The sequence below is a fragment of the Streptomyces sp. NPDC001781 genome, from assembly GCF_053596035.1.
Map to the genome: position 1 here is coordinate 1 of NZ_JBSFFI010000010.1, position 19,525 is coordinate 19,525.

Consider the following 19,525-nt stretch of genomic DNA (forward strand, 5'->3'; position numbering starts at 1 on the left):
GGTTCGCCGGGCCGTCGTGCGTCCGGCCGCAGCCGACGCGCGCCCGGCGCCGGCGGCTTCTCCCTCTCCTGGCCGGCCCTGCCGGCGGCGGACGCGGGCGCTGCAGCCGCCGGCTGCCTCTCCGCGTACGCCGGCGAGCCCTTCAGCACCCCCCTGTCCGGCGCGGACGCCCTCCTTGTCGCCACCGGCCGCCGTGCCCCGACTCCCGTCAGGTGGACCGGCCTACGCCCCCTGGCCACCCTCCTGCCACTCGTGACCGGCCGGGCCCGCGGCGGAAAACCGCAGGTGAGGCGACACGCCGTCTCAGATAGTAGGAAGTCCGAGCAACCATGCAGACAGGCGCGGTCCGGTCCCTTAGCTTGGGATGAGCCGAACGAATCGCTCCATCCAGCGAGTGGCGGTCGTGAGCCGCGCCCCGCGCAGGCAATCCCTGCGGCGCGCGCTCTCCGCCCCTTCCGGCGTCTCACAGCTCATCGCTGCCGTGCAACCACTCTGTCGAAGGAGTCGATTTCCCATGGCCGAGACGACCGTCCGCCGCCGCGTGCGCCACGCCTCCCGCTCGAACGACGCCGACCGCGCCCGGGCCGCGGCCGCCCTGCAGCGCGCCCTCGACCGCCGGGACAACGGCGGCGAGACCGGCCACTGAGCCGAGCCCTGCCCGACGGACCGTCCGCGGACTGCGTTGTCCGCATCGCGGACGGTCCGTGTCATTCCCTGGGACGCGGAGTAGGGTGCCGGACATGTCCCGCAGCATCGATCTCGCAGTGATCCCCGGCGACGGCATCGGCCAGGAGGTCGTGACCGAGGGTCTCAAGGTCCTCTCCGCCGTCCTGCCCCAGGACGTGAAGCTGGAGACCAAGGAGTACGACTTCGGCGCCCGCCGCTACCGCGCCACCGGTGAGACCCTCACCGACGCCGACCTCGACTCCCTCGAGAGCCACGACGCCATCCTGCTCGGCGCCATCGGCGATCCGTCGGTGCCGTCCGGCGTGCTGGAGCGCGGCTTCCTGCTGAAACTCCGGTTCGCCTTCGACCACCACGTCAACCTGCGCCCCTCCAAGCTGCTTCCCGGCGTCGCCACCCCGCTCGCCGGCCAGCCGGAGATCGACTTCGTCGTGGTCCGCGAGGGCACCGAGGGCCCCTACACGGGCAACGGCGGCACCATCCGCACCGGCACCGAGCACGAGGTCGCCACCGAGGTCTCGGTGAACACCGCCTACGGCGTCGAGCGTGTCGTCCGGGACGCCTTCGCCCGCGCCCAGGCCCGCCCGCGCAGGAAGCTCACCCTGGTCCACAAGAACAACGTGCTCACCTTCGCCGGGCACCTGTGGACCAGCATCTTCAACAAGGTGGCCGAGGAGTACCCCGAGGTCACCACCGAGTACGTCCACGTGGACGCGGCCACCATCTACCTGGTGACCGATCCCGGGCGCTTCGACGTGATCGTCACCGACAACCTCTTCGGCGACATCATCACCGACCTCGCGGCCGCCGTCTCCGGCGGCATCGGCGTGGCCGCGTCGGGCAACATCAACCCGGCCCGTACCTACCCGTCCATGTTCGAGCCGGTGCACGGCTCCGCCCCGGACATCGCCGGCCAGGGCAAGGCCGACCCCACCGCCACGGTCCTCTCCGTCGCCCTGCTGCTGCGTCACCTCGGCCACGACGCCGAGGCCGACCGTGTGGACGCGGCCGTCGCAGCCGACCTCACCGAGCGCGCGGACCTGCCGCCGCGCACCACCGCCGAGATCGGCGACGCGCTCGTAGGCCGGGTGACCGGCTGACCCGAAAGGCCCCCGCAAAGGGCCGCCGGGTCGCCTCAGGCGCCCGGCGGCCCTTTGCCGTGCCCGTCCCGGGTGCCACCATCAAGCCCTGGGTCGTGTTCACCCCGATTCCTTCCGGCGCCCCCGCCGCGCGATAATCGAACGCGGAGCCGCGACATGAGGGAATGCCCGGACGGCGTGAGCGCGGCCCGCCACCACCGGTACCGCGCCTTGCCGGGGGTGCCCCGAGGCACCGGCCGCCCAGCCGGGGCCCACCGTCCCACGCCAGGAAGAGAAGGACTGCCGCCCATGACGACGCCCACGATCGAGCTCAAGCCCTCCGCCCATCCGCTCGCCGCCGCGGAGCGCGAGGCGATCCTGACCAGCCCCGGCTTCGGCCGCAGCTTCACCGACCACATGGTCACGATCAAGTGGACCGAGGGCCGCGGCTGGCACGACGGCCAGCTCGTCCCGTACGCGCCGATCCCGCTCGACCCGGCCACCAACGTCCTGCACTACGCCCAGGAGATCTTCGAGGGACTGAAGGCGTACCGCCGGCCCGACGGCACGGTCGCCACCTTCCGGCCCGAGCAGAACGCCCTGCGCTTCCAGCGCTCCGCGCACCGCCTGGGCATGCCCGAGCTGCCGGTGGAGACCTTCATCGAGGCGTGCGACGCGCTGATCGCCCAGGACGTCGACTGGGTGCCCGCGCACGGCGGCGAGGACTCGCTCTACCTGCGTCCCTTCATGATCGGTACCGAGGTCGGCCTGGGCGTGAAGCCGTCCAACGAGTACCTCTTCATCGTCATCGCCTCCCCGGCCGGCGCCTACTTCCCGGGCGGCGTGAAGCCGGTGTCGATCTGGGTCTCCGAGGACCGCGTCCGCGCCGTCCCCGGCGGCATGGGGGACGCCAAGACCGGCGGCAACTACGCGGCCTCCCTGCTCGCCCAGGCCGAGGCCGCCACCAAGGGCTGCGACCAGGTCTGCTACCTCGACGCGGTCGAGCACCGGTGGGTCGAGGAACTGGGCGGCATGAACCTGTGCTTCGTGTACGGCGACAGGATCGTCACCCCGACCCTGACCGGCTCCATCCTGGAGGGCGTCACCCGTGACTCCCTGCTGGCCGTCGCCCGCGACCTCGGCTACGAGGCCGAGGAGGGCCGTATCTCGGTCGACCAGTGGCAGCGCGACTCCGAGAACGGCACCCTCACCGAGGTCTTCGCCTGCGGCACCGCCGCCGTGATCACCCCGGTCGGCACCGTCAAGCGGGCCGGCGCCGAGTGGAAGCAGAGCGGCGGCGAGCCCGGCGAGGTCACCCTGCGCCTCCGCCGGGCCCTGCTCGACATCCAGCGCGGCACCACCGAGGACCGGCACGGCTGGATGCACCGCGTCGGCTAGGACCTGTCGTTCGGATCACGCCGGACCCCGCTCCCTCGTCCGGCGTGATCCGAACGAATGTCCCTGCTCACTCTTCCGGGGGACCGCGCCGCAGACTCCGGGGCGGTCCTCGCGGACAGCGTGGCCCGCATGGTGAGACACCCCGTGGGACGGCGGGCGTCGTGTGCCAGACTTCCCCCGTGCTCTCGCTCACCATGATTATGGGCAGCAGGCGCGCCGGTCCGCAGTGACCACCTCGCACGACCAGATGCGGGTGGCACCGTCGTCCTCGACCCGCGCGCAGACCTCTCGCACCCGCGAGGGGTTTTTCGTTTTCCGGCCCAACCACAGCCGGTGGCGGAGCGCGAGGGACCATGGGGGGAACGGTGGAGCCGGTCATTTCCGGTAAGACCGACATCACAACAGGAGCCTTCAGACCATGACCGCAACCAGCGAGCTCGACGATTCGTTCCACGTCTTCGACACCACGCTGCGCGACGGCGCGCAGCGTGAGGGCATCAACCTCACCGTCGCGGACAAGCTGGCCATCGCACGGCACCTGGACGACTTCGGCGTGGGCTTCATCGAGGGCGGCTGGCCCGGCGCCAACCCGCGCGACACCGAGTTCTTCGCCCGCGCCCGCGAGGAACTGCGCCTGAGCCACGCGGTGCTCGTCGCCTTCGGAGCCACCCGCCGCCCCGGCGCCAAAGCCGCCGACGATTCCCAGGTCAGAGCGTTGCTGGAGTCCGGCGCCCCGGTCGTCACCCTGGTCGCCAAGGCCCACGACCGGCACGTGGAGCTGGCGCTGCGCACCACGCTCGACGAGAACCTGGAGATGATCCGGGACACCGTCGCCCACCTGCGCGCCGAGGGCCGCCGGGTCTTCGTCGACTGCGAGCACTTCTTCGACGGGTACCGTGCCAACCCCGCCTACGCCAAGGCGGTCGTCCGCACCGCCTCTGAGGCCGGGGCCGACGTGGTCGTCCTGTGCGACACCAACGGCGGCATGCTCCCGGCGCAGATCAGCGCCGTGGTCGGCACCGTCCTCGCCGACACCGGTGCCCGGCTCGGCATCCACGCCCAGGACGACACCGGCTGCGCCGTCGCCAACACCCTCGCCGCCGTGGACGCGGGCGCCACCCACGTGCAGTGCACGGCCAACGGCTACGGCGAGCGCGTCGGCAACGCCAACCTCTTCCCGGTGGTCGCCGCGCTGGAGCTGAAGTACGGCAAGAAGGTCCTCCCCGACGGGCACCTGCGCGAGACCACCCGGATCTCGCACGCCATCGCCGAGGTCGTCAACCTCACGCCCTCCACCCATCAGCCCTACGTGGGTGTCTCCGCCTTCGCCCACAAGGCCGGCCTGCACGCCTCCGCCATCAAGGTCGACCCGGACCTCTACCAGCACATCGACCCCGAGCGGGTCGGCAACACCATGCGGATGCTCGTCTCCGACATGGCCGGACGCGCCTCGATCGAGCTCAAGGGCCGGGAGCTGGGCGTCGACCTCGGCGGCGACCGCGCCCTGGTCGGCCGGGTCGTCGAGCGCGTCAAGGAACGCGAGCTGAAGGGCTACACGTACGAGGCCGCCGACGCCTCCTTCGAGCTGCTGCTGCGCGCGGAGGCCGAGGGGGCGCCGGTGAAGTACTTCGACGTGGAGTCCTGGCGGGCCATCACGGAGGACCGCCCCGACGGCACCCACGCCAACGAGGCCACGGTGAAGGTGTGGGCCAAGGGCGAGCGGATCGTCGCCACCGCCGAGGGCAACGGCCCGGTCAACGCCCTCGACCAGGCGCTCAGGGTGGCGCTGGAGAAGATCTACCCGCAGCTCGCCAAGCTGGAGCTGGTGGACTACAAGGTCCGCATCCTGGAGGGCGCCTCCGGCACCCGGTCCATCACCCGCGTGCTGATCTCCACCAGCGACGGCGCGGGGGAGTGGTCCACGGTCGGCGTGGGCGAGAACGTCATCGCCGCCTCATGGCAGGCGCTCGAGGACGCCTGCACCTACGGGCTGCTGCGCGCGGGCGTCGAACCGGCCGAGTGACGGACGCCGGCGGCGGTCAGGGGGCGCGCCAGACGTTGTCGAACGCGTCCTCCTCGATCCGCCGCCGCTGCCGCACCGCCTCCAGCTCGGTCAGCGCCTCGCCGAGGGCGGCGAGGACCACCGCCAACCGGTCGTCCACCCGTTCGCCCCCGGCATGCGCGGCCGACTCCTCGTGCACGCGCCCCTCGTCCTCGGGCTCCTCGTCCTCGGGCTCCTCGTGCTCGCGGTCCTCGATACCGAGGGTCGAGGCGAGGCCCACCAGGAGCGGCTCCTGCCGCGCCCACCGGTCGGCCGCGTGCCGCCGGGCGTCGGAGTCGATCCGCTCCACCGGCCGGTCGGCGCGCCGGAACAACTGCCGCAGCCCGGAACCCGAGGACCCGGTGTGCTCCAGCTCGTCCCGGTAGGCGGACGAAAGGCCGTCCCCGCGCCGCCACAGCCAGTCCTCGGCGCTCTCGTACGGCTCCGCGCGGATCAGCGACGCGGCGGCCTTGTCCAGCATGGAGTCGCCGGTGAGATGCCCGGAGACGGGGGCGATCCGGTCGTCCCGCAGGGCGACCACCCGGGCGGCGAGCAGGTCGAGCAGCTCCGCCGCGGCCAGGGCCAGCGACAGATCCCCCTGCTCCACGGGCCGGTCGGCGGGTACGTCCAGCGCGACGAACAGCAGATCCTGCGGTGTGGTCATCTCGGGCTCCCCGGTCACGGTCGGTACGGCGCGGGTACCACCATCACCCGTGCCGGAAACCCAGGCCGTCCCGCCTCGGTGCCCACCCCCGGCCGGCAGCCCCGGTGCGGGACCACATCCGGGACCACATCCGGGCCCGCGCGCCCCTCGGCCGGGGAGTTGTCCGCGTCAAGAGGTCGCGCGTTCAGAAGGCGAACGCACAACCCCCCTCAGCCCAGCAAGACGTGACGGAGCGTCATGTCGCGTTCGAAGGGTTGACGGGGGTCAGGTGGCCCCAGTTCACTCAAGCCGTGAGCTAAGTCATGAGTGAAACAAGAGCCGAGGGAAGGTCCATGCGCAGAACCGCCCTGCTCGTCTCCACCGCTCTGCTGACCGCACTGCTCCCGCTGGCCGGAGGCGTCGCCACGGCCTCCGGGGCCGACGGTCCCGACCCGGCCCCGGTGCCGGTCGACCGCTTCGAGGGCGAGGTGCCCTTCGCCGCCCAGCCCGCCGAGGGCCTCTTCACCTGGGGAGGCGACGGCGACGACCCGCCCACCCTGGCGCTGGCCGCCCGAGCCGACGCCCCCGAGGGCACCAAGGTGCTCACCGGGAACTACGACATCAGCGGCTACGGCGGCTTCACCCACGACTACGCCGCCGACGCCCCGGCCCACGACTGGTCCGCCCACCGGGGCGTGCGCCTGTGGTGGGAGGGACAGGGCACCGGCAAGAAGATCACGTTCGAGATCAAGGACGGCGGTGCGCACGGCGAGGCGTCCGAGCTGTGGACGACCTCCTTCACCGACGACTTCACCGGCTGGAGGCGGATCGAGCTGCCGTTCTCCGCGTTCACCTATCGCACGGACTACCAGCCGGTCGGCGGCATCGACCACGTCCTCGGCCTCACCCGGATGTGGGGCTATGCCGTCACCCTGCCGACCGGCGTCAAGGGCCGCTTCGCCATGGACGGCGTCGAGCTGTACGGCGCCGCCGACCCGGCGCTGCGCGCCTCCGTCACCACCGACCCGGCCGTCCGCCCGGTCACGGAGGGCGGCACGGCGAGCGTCCGCGTCACCCTGGCCACCACCGACGCAGCTCCCGTCACCTCCCCGGTGACCGTCGCGTACGCCACCGGCGAGGGCACCGCCCGCCCCGGCAAGGACTACACCCCCGCCTCCGGCACCCTCACCTTCCCGGCCGGCACCCCCTCCGGGACCTCCCGGACGGTGAAGGTGACCACCCTGAAGGACCGCACCGCCGAGTCCGCCGAGACCGTCCCGCTCGGGCTGACCGTCACCGGCGCCAAGGCCCCGGCGGAGAACCCGAAGATCGTCATCGACGCCCACGGACTGCCGTACCTGGACAGCGGGCTGCCGGTGCGCAAGCGGGTCGCCGACCTGCTCGGGCGGATGTCGCTCGCGGAGAAGGCCGGGCAGATGACCCAGGCCGAGCGCGGCGCCGTCTCGGACCAGAACGACATCGCCGCCTACGGCCTGGGCTCACTGCTCTCCGGCGGCGGCTCCACGCCGACCCCGAACACCCCGGCCGCGTGGGCGAAGATGATCGACGGCTTCCAGCTCCGCGCCCGGGCCACCCGCTTCCAGATCCCGCTGATCTACGGCGTGGACGCGGTCCACGGCCACAACAACCTCTCCGGTGCCACCGTGCTGCCGCACAACATCGGCATCGGCGCCACCCGCGACCCCGAACTCGCCCGGCGCACCGGGGCGGTGACCGCCTCCGAGGTCCGCGCCACCGGCATCCCCTGGGACTTCGCCCCCTGCCTCTGCGTCAGCCGCGACGAACGCTGGGGCCGCTCCTACGAGTCCTTCGGTGAGGACCCGGCGCTGGTCGAGTCCATGGAGACGGTCATCCAGGGCCTCCAGGGCCACGCCGACGGCCGTGACCTCGCCCGCGCCGACAAGGTGCTGGCCACCGCCAAGCACTTCGCCGCCGACGGCGGCACCGCCTACGGTTCCTCCACCACCGGTACCTACACCGTCGACCAGGGCGTCTCCACCCTCACCCGGAAGCAGTTGGAGGCCGTCCACCTCGCGCCGTACGCGGACGCCGTGGACCGGGGGGTGGGCACCGTGATGCCCTCGTACTCCTCGCTCGACGTGATCGGTGACGGACGCGGCCCCGTCAGGATGCACGCCCGCGCCGACATGATCAACGGCGTGCTCAAGGGCCGTATGGGCTTCGACGGGTTCGTCATCAGCGACTGGAACGCCGTGGACCAGCTCCCCGGCGACTACGCGACCCAGGTCCGCACCTCGGTCGGCGCGGGCGTCGACATGATGATGGTCCCCTACTCCTACAAGGAGTTCAGCGCGGCCCTGACCGCCGAGGTGAAGGCCGGCCGGGTCGGCGAGCGGCGGATCGACGACGCCGTCTCCCGCATCCTCACCCAGAAGTTCCGCCTCGGCCTCTTCGAGCACCCCTACGCCGACACCTCCGGTGCCGCCGCCATCGGTTCCCCGGCCCACCGGGCCGTCGCCCGCGAGGCCGTCGCCAAGTCCCAGGTGCTGCTGAAGAACGACGGCGGCCTGCTGCCGCTGCGCAGGAGCCAGAAGGTCTACGTCGCCGGATCCGACGCGGACGACATCGGCAACCAGTCCGGCGGCTGGACCATCACCTGGCAGGGCTCCTCCGGCGACATCACCAAGGGCACCACCATTCTGGCCGGCATCCGTGAGGCGGGCGGGAAGGTCACCTACTCCAAGGACGCCTCCGCGCCGATGACCGGGAGCGACGTGGGCGTGGTCGTCGTGGGGGAGACCCCCTACGCCGAGGGCGTCGGGGACGTGGGCAACGGCCACGAGCTGACCCTGTCCGCCGCCGACCGGGCCGCGGTGGACAAGGTGTGCGGGGCCATGAAGTGCGTGGTGCTCACCGTCTCCGGCCGCCCGCTGCTGATCGGTGACCGGCTCGGGAGGATCGACGCCCTGGTGGCGTCCTGGCTGCCCGGCACCGAGGGCGCCGGAGTGGCCGACGTGCTCTACGGCAGGCGCCCCTTCACCGGGCAGCTCCCCGTCACCTGGCCGCGGGGCGAGTCCCAGTTGCCGATCAACGTGGGCGACAGCACGTACGACCCGCAGTACCCCTACGGGTGGGGCCTGACCACGGCCCGCAAGGGCGGCCCGGCCGCTCTGACCACCCTCGGCAAGACGGCCGCGACCGCCGAGCGCCGGCACGACGACCGCCGGGGACGTGAACTGGTGAACCAGGCCCGGCTGATCGTCCAGCACAGGGTGGGCCAGCGGATCACGGCGGCCGTCTCGAAGCCGTTCGCCGAGGCCGACCACGCGCTGCTGACCGGACGGTACGGGCAGGCGCTGCTCAAGCTGATCCAGGCGTACCGGGCGGCCGGCTGACCAGCTGACCGGACCCGCACATCCGACCGGACGGGGGAGGCTTCGGGTAGCGTCGGAAGCATGAAGGCCGTGCTGTCGACCCGCGCCCGAAGCCTCCCCGCACTGCTCCTCGCGGCGCTGGCGGCGGCCCTGGTGCCCCTGTTCGCGTTCGCACCCGCGGCCAGTGCCGTCACGAGCGCCTCCACCATCGGCCAGGCCCTGCGCAAGAGCCCTGTCTACGTGGACCCGGCCGCCTCCGGTCAGCTCTCCCGCGCCGACGCCGACGCCCTCGCCGAGAAGATCAAGGACGCCGGCAAACCGGTGTTCGTGGTGGTCCTCCCCGCCGGCCATCCCACCCGGAGCGTCCTGCGCGACGTCCGTTCGGCCACCGGCATCACCGGTCTGTACGGCATCCGCGTCGGCGACCGCTTCGCCGCCGGCGCCGACCCCTCGGTCATCTCCGCCACCGCCCGCCGGAACCTGGTCTCCAGCGTGCAGGGCGAGGACGCCAAGGCCCAGCTCACCGACTTCACCGACCGCGCGCTGGACACCGTGCGCGGCCACGCCCCTTCCACCTGGGGCTCCTCCGGCGACGGCGGCGGGGTCTCCACCACCGCGCTGATCTTCGCCGGGGCGATCGTGGTCGCGGGCGGCGCGGGGTTCTACACCCTCGGCCGCCGCAACCGCCGCCGCCGTGAGGCGGAGCAGCGGGCCGCGCTGGAGCGGCTGCGGGTCGTCGTGGACGAGGACATCACCGCCTTCGGCGAGGAACTCGACCGCCTCGACTTCCAGCCCGGCGAACCCGGCGCCGACGACGCGATGCGCACCGACTACGAGAAGGCGCTCGACGCCTACGACGACGCCAAGCGCCGCATGGCCGAGGCACGCAAGCCGGAGGACGTGCGCGGGGTCACCGAGGCGCTGGAGGACGGCCGGTACTCCCTCGCGGTGCTCGCCGCCCGACGCGAGGGGGGCTCCCTGCCCGACCGGCGCCCGCCGTGCTTCTTCGACCCCCGGCACGGACCCTCCGTCACCGACGCCGCCTGGACGCCGGCGGGCGGCAGCACCCGCGAGGTACCGGTGTGCGCGGCCGACGCCACCCGGCTCGCCGACGGCCGCGAACCGGCCGCGCGCGAGGTGGAGACCGAGTACGGCCGCCGCCCGTACTGGGACGCGGGTCCCGCCTACGGCCCCTGGGCGGGCGGCTACTTCGGCGGCGGCCTGCTGCCGGGCCTGCTCGCGGGCACCCTGCTCGGCGGCCTGATGTCCACCCCGTCCTACGCGGCCGACTTCGGCGGCGGATACGGCGACTTCGGGGACCAGGGCGGTTTCCAGGGCGGTGACATGTCCGGCACCGACTTCGACCCCAGCGGGTTCGGCGACGGCTTCGGCGGCGGAGACTTCGGCGGGGGCGGCGACTTCGGGGGCGGCGGGGACTTCGGCGGCGGCGGCTTCTGAGACCCCGGACCCCGCACCACGCGTGAGCGCCCCGCTCCCTCGTCAGGGGGAGCGGGGCGCTCACGCGCGGTGCGGCCGGACCGCTGTGGGCTCACGCGTTCTTGATGGCCGACACGTCGAAGTTGAGCTTGATCTTGTCGGAGACGAGCACGCCGCCCGTCTCCAGGGCCGCGTTCCAGGTCAGGCCCCACTCCGAGCGCAGCAGCTCGGCCTTGCCCTCGAAGCCGACGCGCTCGTTGCCGAAGGGGTCGGTGGCGGCGCCGTTGAACTCCAGGTCGATGGTGATCGGGCGGGTCACGCCGAGGACGGAGAGGTCACCGGTGACACGGTAGTCGTCGCCGCCCAGGGACTCCGCGCCGGTGGAGCGGAAGGTCATCGTCGGGAACTCGTCCGTCTGGAAGAAGTCGGCGGACTTCAGGTGGGCGTCGCGGTCGGCGTTGCCGGTGTCGATGCTGTCCATCACCACGTCCAGCGTCGCGGTGGACCTGGCCGGGTTCTCGCCGTCCAGGTGCAGCGAGCCGGTGAACTCCGTGAAGCCGCCCTTGACGTTGGTCACCATGGCGTGCCGCGCGGTGAAGCCGATCGAGGTGTGCGCGGGGTCGATGGTGTAGTCGCCGGTCAGCGCGGCGAGGCCGGGGCCCGCGGCGGCGGCGGGGGCGGCGGTGGTCTCGGGGGTGCTGTTCTTGCGGCCGAAGATGCCCATGGTGCGCTCCTTGGAAGAGTTCCGGAAGAGTCTGTTTAACGTTCAACGAACCCGACGCCTGTCACCGTAGACCCATTCAGTTGAGTTTTCAACATCATCCGGTGCGTATTTCCAGTCTTGCCCAGAGTCACCGCCGACGCCCTCTGGCGGACGCGCGTAGAACTCGGGCACCATCTGTCTGCACCACCTGCTCAGCCGCCTCACGGCAATCCCGGCCATCCGCAGGAAGGGTCACTCCATGAAGGTCCGCTCCGTCCTGACCGCGCTCGCCCTCGTCGTCGCCCCGGGCGTCGCCGTGGTCGGCACCGCTTCCGACGCCTTCGCCGTCACCAAGATCAGCCACGCCACCGCCACCCAGATGTTCCGCGACGTCGGCATCACCTGGTCGTCCTCCGGCGGCTGCTCCGACCGCCAGAACTCCACGTGTACGTCGTTCGACCAGCTCAACCTCTCCACCGCGCAGGGTGCCCAGACGCTGAAGCGGGCCAGCGGCTGCGCGCTCAACATCACCGGCGGCACCGAGGTCGGCCACGCCTCCGGTACGTACTCGCACTACAACGGCTACAAGCTGGACTTCGGCAAGATCACCTGCATGACCTCGTACGTGAAGAACAACTTCACGTACATCGGGCTGCGCGGGGACGGCGCGCCGCAGTACAAGTCCGGCTCGGGCAACATCTACGCCGACGAGGGCAACCACTGGGACGTCCTGTACTACAACTGCGGCGGCTGCTGAGCCGACGCGCGCCGGACGGCGGAACGCAGGGTTGCGAGAGCGCCCCGTTCCGCCGTCCGGGTGCTCCCGTGTCACTCCGGGGATGGCATGTCCCACCCAGGAATCCGGGGGGCTGTGACACCCCCCACTTTGTGGCAGCCCTACAAAGACGGCGCCCTCTGAGCAGTCGGAACGCCTGCATCGCGGCCCGGTTCTGTTCGGTCGTACCAGGAAAACGCTCCGGAGACTGTACGGAGTCGACGGCCCGGTTTCCTCGAGGTCCTTCGTATGGTCACTACATGACCGTTTTGGAAGAGACGACGGGTGAGCCGGCGGACGCGCGCGGGCGGGTCGCCGAGCTGCACGTGATCCGGGCGCAGGCCCTGGCGGGCCCCAGCGAGAAGGCGACCGAGGCACAGCACGCCAAGGGCAAGCTGACCGCCCGGGAGCGCATCGAGCTGCTCCTCGACCCGGACTCCTTCCAGGAGGTCGAGCAGCTCCGCCGGCACCGCGCCACCGGCTTCGGCCTGGAGGCCAAGAAGTCCTACACCGACGGTGTCATCACCGGCTGGGGCACGGTGGAGGGCCGCACGGTCTTCGTCTACGCCCACGACTTCCGCATCTTCGGCGGCGCGCTGGGCGAGGCCCACGCCACCAAGATCCACAAGATCATGGACATGGCCATCGCGGCCGGTGCCCCGCTGGTCTCGCTGAACGACGGCGCCGGCGCCCGTATCCAGGAGGGCGTCTCCGCGCTCGCCGGCTACGGCGGCATCTTCCAGCGCAACACCAGGGCCTCCGGCGTCATCCCGCAGATCTCGGTGATGCTCGGCCCGTGCGCGGGCGGCGCGGCCTACAGCCCCGCCCTCACCGACTTCGTCTTCATGGTCCGCGAGACCTCGCAGATGTTCATCACCGGCCCGGACGTCGTCAAGGCGGTCACCGGCGAGGAGATCACCCAGAACGGCCTCGGCGGCGCCGACGTGCACGCCGAGACCTCCGGCGTCTGCCACTTCGCGTACGACGACGAGGAGACCTGCATCGCGGAGGTGCGCTACCTCCTCTCGCTGCTCCCGCAGAACAACCGCGAGAACCCGCCGCGCGTGGACTCCTCCGACCCCGCCGACCGGCGCGGCGACGTCCTGCTCGACCTGGTCCCGGCCGACGGCAACCGGCCCTACGACATGACCAAGGTCATCGAGGAGCTCGTCGACGACGGCGACTACCTGGAGGTCCACGAGCGCTGGGCCCGCAACATCATCTGCGCGCTGGGCCGTCTCGACGGCCAGGTGGTCGGCATCATCGCCAACCAGCCGCAGGTGCTGGCCGGTGTGCTGGACATCGAGGCGAGCGAGAAGGCCGCGCGCTTCGTGCAGATGTGCGACGCCTTCAACATCCCGATCGTCACGCTGCTGGACGTGCCGGGCTTCCTGCCCGGCGTCGACCAGGAGCACGGCGGAATCATCCGCCACGGCGCGAAGCTGCTGTACGCCTACTGCAACGCGACCGTCCCGAGGATCTCGCTCATCCTGCGCAAGGCGTACGGCGGCGCGTACATCGTGATGGACAGCCAGTCCATCGGCGCCGACCTCACCTACGCGTGGCCCACCAACGAGATCGCGGTGATGGGCGCCGAGGGCGCGGCCAACGTCATCTTCCGCCGTCAGATCGCCGACGCCGAGGACCCCGAGGCGATGCGGCAGAAGATGGTCAAGGAGTACAAGGCCGAGCTGATGCACCCGTACTACGCGGCGGAGCGCGGCCTGGTCGACGACGTGATCGACCCCGCCGAGACCCGCGAGGTGCTGATCAGGTCCCTGTCGATGCTGCAGACCAAGCACGCCGACCTGCCCTCCCGCAAGCACGGCAACCCCCCGCAGTGACCGAGACCCCGGAGACCACCGCCATGACCAGCGCCGACATCCGCGTCGAGAAGGGCCTCGCCGACCCCGAGGAGGTGGCCGCCATAACGGCGGTCCTCCTCGCCCGGGCCGCGGCCCGCCCGGCCGACACCCCGACCCACCGCCCCCGCCCGCGCGCGGGCTGGCGCCGCCTGGAGCGCGAGGGCGGTTTCCGGGCCCCGCACAGCTGGCACTGAGCCCCACAGCACCCCACAGGGCCCCGCCTCTCCCCTCGGAGAGGCGGGGCCCTGTCGTCCGGCCGGGAGCGACCGGCACGGCGAGAAGCGGTACGACGAAGGGGCCCTCTCCACCGCGGAGAGGGCCCCTTCGCCGTGGACCGGCTACCGCAGGCGGGCCATGAGGGCGTGCTCGACCAGGGTGATCAGCGCGCTCTTGGCGTCCGCGCGGTGGCGGGCGTCCGTGGTGATGATGGGGGCGTCGGGTCCGATCTGGAGGGCCTCGCGGACCTCGTCGGGGTTGTAGGGCTGGTTGCCGTCGAAGCCGTTGAGGGCGATGACGAACGGCAGGCCCGAGTTCTCGAAGTAGTCGACCGCGGGGAAGCAGTCGGCCAGACGCCGGGTGTCGACCAGCACGATGGCGCCGATGGCGCCGCGTACGAGGTCGTCCCACATGAACCAGAAGCGGTCCTGACCGGGTGTACCGAAGAGGTACAGGATCAGGTCCTGGTCCAGGGTGATGCGGCCGAAGTCCATGGCCACCGTGGTGGTGGTCTTGTCCCCGGTGTGGGTGAGGTCGTCGATGCCCGCCGACGCGGACGTCATGACGGCCTCGGTACGCAGCGGGTTGATCTCCGAGACGGCCCCCACGAACGTGGTCTTGCCCACGCCGAAGCCGCCCGCCACCACGATCTTCGCGGAGGTGGTGGAGCGGGAAGGACCGCCGCTAGAGCTTGCGAAGTCCACTGAGCACCCTTTCGAGCAGTGTCACGTCTGGCTGGCCGCCGGCGTTCTCGTCGCCGCCGGGCTGATGGATGGCTACCAGGCCCGCCTCCGCCAAGTCGGCGACGAGAATCCTGGCCACGCCGAGGGGGATCGTGAGCAGGGCCGAGATCTCGGCCACCGACTTGATCTCCCGGCACAGGTTGCAGATCCGCTGATGCTCGGGCAACTGGCCCTGCATCTGGTGCGGAGCTGCGGTGGTGTGCACCAGCGCCTCGATGGCGAGCTGGTAGCGCGGGCGGGTCCGGCCGCCGGTCATGGCGTACGGACGCACCAGGGGGTTGCTGGCGCCGGACGGGGCAGCCGCGGGCTCCTGGCGACGCGGCGGCTGGACCGGCTGGATGCGGGGTGCCGACGGCTGGTCGTACGGCGAAGGGCCGGGGCCCTGCGGCGCGTACGGCTGCCGGTGGTTCGGGACGGAGGGGAAGTCGTACCCGTTCGCCGAGCCGCCGTCCTGTCCCTGCGCGGGACCGTACGGCCAGTTACCCGAAGACGGACCGCCTGGGGGTGTTGCCACTGTTTCCTCCTCCGACTGTGCCGGGCACCATCGCTGCGGAGCCGCGTCCCAAGACCTTACGGCCCCGGGACGCGAACGCGCACCGTCCGCTTGTTAGTTGAGAAGGCTGCCCTGGAGCTCCGCACGGAGATCCGGGGTCAGGACCGTGCCCGCACGGTCCACCAGAAGGGCCATCTCGTACCCGATGAGGCCGATGTCCGCCTCCGGGTGGGCCAGAACCGCAAGTGACGAACCGTCGGATACGGACATGATGAACAGGAATCCCCGCTCCATCTCCACAACCGTCTGGTTCACGCTGCCCCCCTCGAAGATGCGGGAGGCGCCTGCCGTCAGGGACGTCAGGCCGGACGCGACGGCCGCGAGCTGGTCTGCGCGGTCGCGGGGGAAGCCTTCGGACATCGCCAGAAGGAGTCCGTCGGCGGAGACCACCACGGTGTGGGACACACCCGGTGTGTTGTCCACGAAGTTGGTGATCAACCAGTTAAGGTTCTGTGCCGCCTGGCTCATCGGGCTCACACTAACGCTCCTGGTCGTAGGTGCTGTCAGGACCACCGTGCTGATTGGTGGTTGCCTGGCCGTTCGTTTCACTGCCTGCGTCGCGTCCGCGCTGGACGCCCCGACGCAGGTTGCTCAGCCTGCCCCGGACATCCTCCGGGGCACGGGAGACCTGTGGGCCCCCCTGAGGGGTGCTCTCGGCGGTGCCCTCGACCAGGTTGGCCTTGGGTACCCGCCGCGGCAGGCCGGAGGACGTGACCCCGCCCGCCTTGGGCTTGCGAAGCTGCGAAGCCTGCTGCCAGCGCTCGTCGTTCGCCGAACGCCAGTCGTCGGTGCCGCCGCCCGCCGAGGCCGGGGCCTCCTGGCGGCCGAGCGACGCGCTGTCGGCGCCGGCGGAGCCGTTCGAGCCGTTCGGGCCGTGCAGCCCGTTCGAGGCGAGGCCGCTGGAACCCAGACCGCCCGCACCGTTCATGTTCAGGCCGCCGGAGCCGCCCACCGGGGCCGAGTCGCCCGCGCCACCGCGACGGGGCAGACCCGCGTTGGTCACACCGCCCGCGGCCGGACCGCCCGGTGCCGGACGCTCGAAGCCTCCGTGGCCGTTGGAGCCCAGGTCACCGGCGTCGGCGGCCTGCGCCCGCTCCGGCTCCGCAGCGTACTGGGTCGGATAGCCGTTCTGGAAGCCGCTCTGCTGGGGCCAGTCGTCCTGGAAGGACTGCCGCTGCCCGTCGTACGAGCCGCCGAAGGCGTCACCGGCAGGCGGGTTCTGCTCCTGCTGCGGGTAACCGGACTGCGGGTAGCCGCCGTCCTGCGCGAAGTACTGGTCGTCGTAGGCGGGCTGCTGCTGCTCCCGGTACGCCTGCTGCTCCGGGTACGCGTCCGCCTGCGGCTGCCGCTGGCCGGGGAAACCCGGGCCGTTCTCGGTGTAGCCGCCGGGCGTCTGCTCGAAGCCGTCCTGGTACCCGGGCCGGCCGCCCTCGGCACCGTCAGTGCCGGGGTGGGCCTGCGCCTCCAGCGCCGCCCGGCGCTCCTCGCGCTCCAGGGAGCGGCCGACGGGGTCCAGACCGCGCGGGTCGTCGGGCACCTCGTTGTAGCGGCTGTCGTCGAAGCCCAGTTCCGCCGCCGTGCGCATCGGCTGCGCCTGCGGCTGCGGGTTGAAGCTCTCACCGGCGAACTGCTGATCCGGGATGATCTGCGAGACCGTGAACTCCTCGCGGTCGAGCTGCGTCTCGCCACCACCACCGTGGGTGATCGCGTCGGGCAGCATCACCAGGGAGGTCGTACCGGCCTGCTCGCCCGAGGGGCGGAGCTGGACGCGGACGCCGTGCCGGTCGGAGAGCCGGCCGACCACGAACAGGCCCATGCGCTGGGAGATCGCGGCGTCCACGGTCGGCGGGTTGGCCAGCTTGTGGTTGATGTCCGCGAAGTCCTCGGCGGTGAGGCCGATGCCCTTGTCGTGGATCTCGATCATCACGCGGCCGTCGGGAAGACGGGTCGCGGTGACGCGGACCTTGGTCTGCGGGGAGGAGAACGTGGTGGCGTTCTCCAGCAGCTCGGCGAGCAGGTGCACGAGGTCGGTGACCGCGCGGCCGTGGATCTCGGCCTCCGGGACGCCGGACAGCTCGATGCGCTCGTACTGCTCCACCTCGGAGGAGGCGGCGCGCAGCACGTCGACCAGCGGGACCGGCTGGTCCCAGCGGCGGCCGGGCTCCTCGCCGGCGAGGACCAGCAGGTTCTCGCCGTTGCGGCGCATACGGGTGGCCAGGTGGTCCAGCTTGAAGAGGTTCTCGAGCTGGTCCGGGTCGGCCTCGTTGTTCTCCAGGTCGGTGATCAGGGTCAGCTGGCCCTCGATCAGGGACTGGTTGCGGCGCGACAGGTTGGTGAAGATCGCGTTGATGTTGCCCCGCAGCAGCGCCTGCTCGGAGGCGAGCCGCACCGCCTCGCGGTGGACCTGGTCGAAGGCGCGGGCGACCTCGCCGATCTCGTCCTTGGTGTGGATCGGGATCGGGGCGACCCGGGTGTCGACCCGGCCGGGGTCGGTGCGGGAGAGCTGGTCGACCAGCATCGGCAGGCGCTGCTCGGCGATACCGAAGGCGGCGTTGCGGAGCTGGCGCATCGCGCGGCTCATCTGGCGGGCGACCGTACCGGCCAGGACGAAGGCCAGCAGCAGGACCAGGACGACGGCGACACCGGTGATGATCGCGGAGGTCTTGGCGTCGGCGGCGATGCCGGACGCCTCACTCACCGCCTTGTTGGCCATGTCCGACTCGATGGAGCGGTACGCCTTGAACTTCAGCGTGTTGACCGCCCACCAGTTGGCCGGGGTGATGCCCTGCACCGCGAGCTGCTGGCGCTCCAGCGGATCGGTCGAGTTGAGCTGGGCCAGCGCCACGACCATCTTCTGCGGGTCGGACGGCGGCGCCTTGTACGAGGGGTCCTTCGCCTTGGCCTCGGCGGCCATCGCGGCACCCTGGTTCTGGATGTTCCGCTTCTCCTGCTCCAGCCGGTCCGCGTCGGCCTGGGTGCCACCGCCGAGGTACTCCTCGATGGCGATGCCCTCCAGGTAGGCGTAGGTGGAGAGAGCCACGCGCTGGGTCGCCAGGTTCGGCGCGTCCGGGCCGGGCTTGACCAGCATGTGCGTGCCGATCGAGCGCTCCAGCGACAGCGCGGCCTTGGTCAGCGAGATGGCGTAGACGGTACGTCCGTAGGACGTGATGTTTCCGGTGCCCAGACCCAGCTCGTTCGCGAACTCCATGAGCGGGTGGGCGACCTTGATGTAGCCCTCCTCCGTCTGGACGCCGGTGAACTTCGGGCCGTAGGCACCCGCGCGCAGCGTCTGGAGGAAGGGCTCGGTCTCGCGGAACAGCTTGAGGCGGCGCTCCAGGCCCGGCTTGGGCGGCATGTTCTGCGCGGCCTGGCTGAAGGCGGCGGCCGCCTGGTCGGTGTTCTTGCGGGCGGCGTCGACCGTGGCCTTGTCCTGCGCCGTGGCCGCCTTGCCCTTGAGGAGGGGAGCGGCGCTGAGGTCACGCTCGTTGTACAGGGCGTCGGCGTAGGACAGGGACGCCCGCACCAGGACCGCGGTGTTCTCCGCGTCCTCGGCGTCCTGCCAGGTGTCGATCGAGTTCTTCACCTGGAAGCCGCCCATGACGAGGGCGACCAGCACGGGTATGAGCAGGATCGCGTTCAGCCTGGTCGGCACGCGCCAGTTGCGCGGGGAGAAGCGGCCCCCGCTGGACGCGGGAGCGGCCTCCGGCTCCGGTCCGGCCGCTACGGGGGTGGGCGCCGCAGCGCGCGGCGGCGGGGTGAAGTTGCCCCGTGCCGACGGCTCGGGACCGTTCTTGCTTCGCCTCACTCGACCAACAACCTCTCGGCGGGTCGGCACCTGTCGTGCCGCAGTCTCTCAGAGCCCGGTTCCTCTTCGACCGCTCAGTACGTCTTGGACCCCTGGGCAGTTCAGGCATTCCAGCATGTCGACCTGGGCAGTAACAAACGAGGGCGGTGCCGTTGTAAGGAACAGATAAAACGGGTCATTACCGAGCGAGACCCGCAAATGGCAAGAGCTTTGTGAGCACAGGGGTA

General features: G+C 71.5%; 15 protein-coding genes. 9 read left to right on the forward strand and 6 right to left on the reverse strand.

The features are described 5' to 3' along the window. Positions 1-514: 514 nt before the first annotated feature. The 4 genes from ACWCV3_RS11815 to cimA all read left to right on the forward strand — a co-directional run bounded on the left by ACWCV3_RS11815 (position 515) and on the right by cimA (position 5,184). Entirely contained in the window at positions 515-646 is a 132-nt protein-coding gene (locus ACWCV3_RS11815) for a hypothetical protein (RefSeq protein ID WP_451222055.1), read from the forward strand. A gap of 94 nt (positions 647-740) precedes the next feature. Further along, the gene (locus ACWCV3_RS11820; RefSeq protein WP_451222057.1) at positions 741-1,784 is read left to right on the forward strand and encodes a 3-isopropylmalate dehydrogenase; all 1,044 of its coding nucleotides are present in this window, start codon (positions 741-743) and stop codon (positions 1,782-1,784) included. 288 nt (positions 1,785-2,072) lie between these two features. Beyond that, complete coding sequence (locus ACWCV3_RS11825; RefSeq protein ID WP_451222059.1) at positions 2,073-3,161, forward strand: branched-chain amino acid aminotransferase; 1,089 nt, start codon at positions 2,073-2,075, stop codon at positions 3,159-3,161. A gap of 418 nt (positions 3,162-3,579) precedes the next feature. Further along, positions 3,580-5,184: a citramalate synthase gene (cimA, locus tag ACWCV3_RS11830; protein WP_451222061.1), complete on the forward strand. Its 1,605-nt coding sequence runs from the start codon at positions 3,580-3,582 to the stop codon at positions 5,182-5,184. A gap of 16 nt (positions 5,185-5,200) precedes the next feature. Here cimA and ACWCV3_RS11835 read toward each other — a convergent pair whose 3' ends face one another. After that, positions 5,201-5,866, reverse strand: coding sequence for a GPP34 family phosphoprotein (locus ACWCV3_RS11835; RefSeq protein WP_451222063.1), 666 nt, complete (start codon positions 5,864-5,866; stop codon positions 5,201-5,203). A 332-nt stretch (positions 5,867-6,198) separates the two neighbouring features. Here ACWCV3_RS11835 and ACWCV3_RS11840 point away from each other — a divergent pair, with 332 nt between their 5' ends. Continuing rightward, complete coding sequence (locus tag ACWCV3_RS11840) at positions 6,199-9,222, forward strand: glycoside hydrolase family 3 protein (protein ID WP_451222065.1); 3,024 nt, start codon at positions 6,199-6,201, stop codon at positions 9,220-9,222. A gap of 60 nt (positions 9,223-9,282) precedes the next feature. Beyond that, a complete protein-coding gene (locus tag ACWCV3_RS11845) occupies positions 9,283-10,659 on the forward strand; it encodes a hypothetical protein (protein WP_451222067.1) in 1,377 nt (458 codons plus the stop codon). Positions 10,660-10,750: 91 nt separating this feature from the next. Here ACWCV3_RS11845 and ACWCV3_RS11850 read toward each other — a convergent pair whose 3' ends face one another. Further along, positions 10,751-11,362, reverse strand: coding sequence for a YceI family protein (locus ACWCV3_RS11850; RefSeq protein WP_451222069.1), 612 nt, complete (start codon positions 11,360-11,362; stop codon positions 10,751-10,753). Between the two features lie 238 nt (positions 11,363-11,600). Between ACWCV3_RS11850 and ACWCV3_RS11855 the strand changes: the two genes are divergently transcribed. The 3 genes from ACWCV3_RS11855 (at position 11,601) to ACWCV3_RS11865 (ending at position 14,175) form a co-directional block, all read left to right on the forward strand. Continuing rightward, positions 11,601-12,098: a hypothetical protein gene (locus tag ACWCV3_RS11855; protein WP_451222071.1), complete on the forward strand. Its 498-nt coding sequence runs from the start codon at positions 11,601-11,603 to the stop codon at positions 12,096-12,098. A gap of 278 nt (positions 12,099-12,376) precedes the next feature. Further along, positions 12,377-13,960, forward strand: a complete 1,584-nt coding sequence (locus ACWCV3_RS11860; protein WP_451222073.1) for an acyl-CoA carboxylase subunit beta — start codon at positions 12,377-12,379, stop codon at positions 13,958-13,960. Positions 13,961-13,983: 23 nt separating this feature from the next. Continuing rightward, on the forward strand, positions 13,984-14,175 hold the full coding sequence (locus tag ACWCV3_RS11865; RefSeq protein ID WP_451222383.1) for an acyl-CoA carboxylase subunit epsilon: 192 nt from the start codon (positions 13,984-13,986) through the stop codon (positions 14,173-14,175). A 144-nt stretch (positions 14,176-14,319) separates the two neighbouring features. Here the strand turns inward: ACWCV3_RS11865 and ACWCV3_RS11870 are convergent, their stop codons facing one another. The 4 genes from ACWCV3_RS11870 to ACWCV3_RS11885 form a co-directional block, all read right to left on the reverse strand. Next, entirely contained in the window at positions 14,320-14,901 is a 582-nt protein-coding gene (locus ACWCV3_RS11870) for a GTP-binding protein (protein ID WP_030793786.1), read from the reverse strand. Then, positions 14,882-15,454 carry a DUF742 domain-containing protein gene (locus tag ACWCV3_RS11875; protein WP_451222075.1) on the reverse strand — a complete coding sequence of 191 codons (573 nt, stop codon included), beginning with the start codon at positions 15,452-15,454 and terminating at the stop codon, positions 14,882-14,884. Before ACWCV3_RS11875 ends, ACWCV3_RS11870 begins: the two co-directional genes overlap by 20 nt. Positions 15,455-15,547: 93 nt before the next feature. Continuing rightward, positions 15,548-15,961: a roadblock/LC7 domain-containing protein gene (locus tag ACWCV3_RS11880; RefSeq protein WP_005479603.1), complete on the reverse strand. Its 414-nt coding sequence runs from the start codon at positions 15,959-15,961 to the stop codon at positions 15,548-15,550. A gap of 10 nt (positions 15,962-15,971) precedes the next feature. Further along, positions 15,972-19,298 (reverse strand): nitrate- and nitrite sensing domain-containing protein, encoded by a 3,327-nt coding sequence (locus ACWCV3_RS11885; RefSeq protein WP_451222077.1) that lies wholly within the window; start codon positions 19,296-19,298, stop codon positions 15,972-15,974. Between the last annotated feature and the right edge of the window lie 227 nt (positions 19,299-19,525).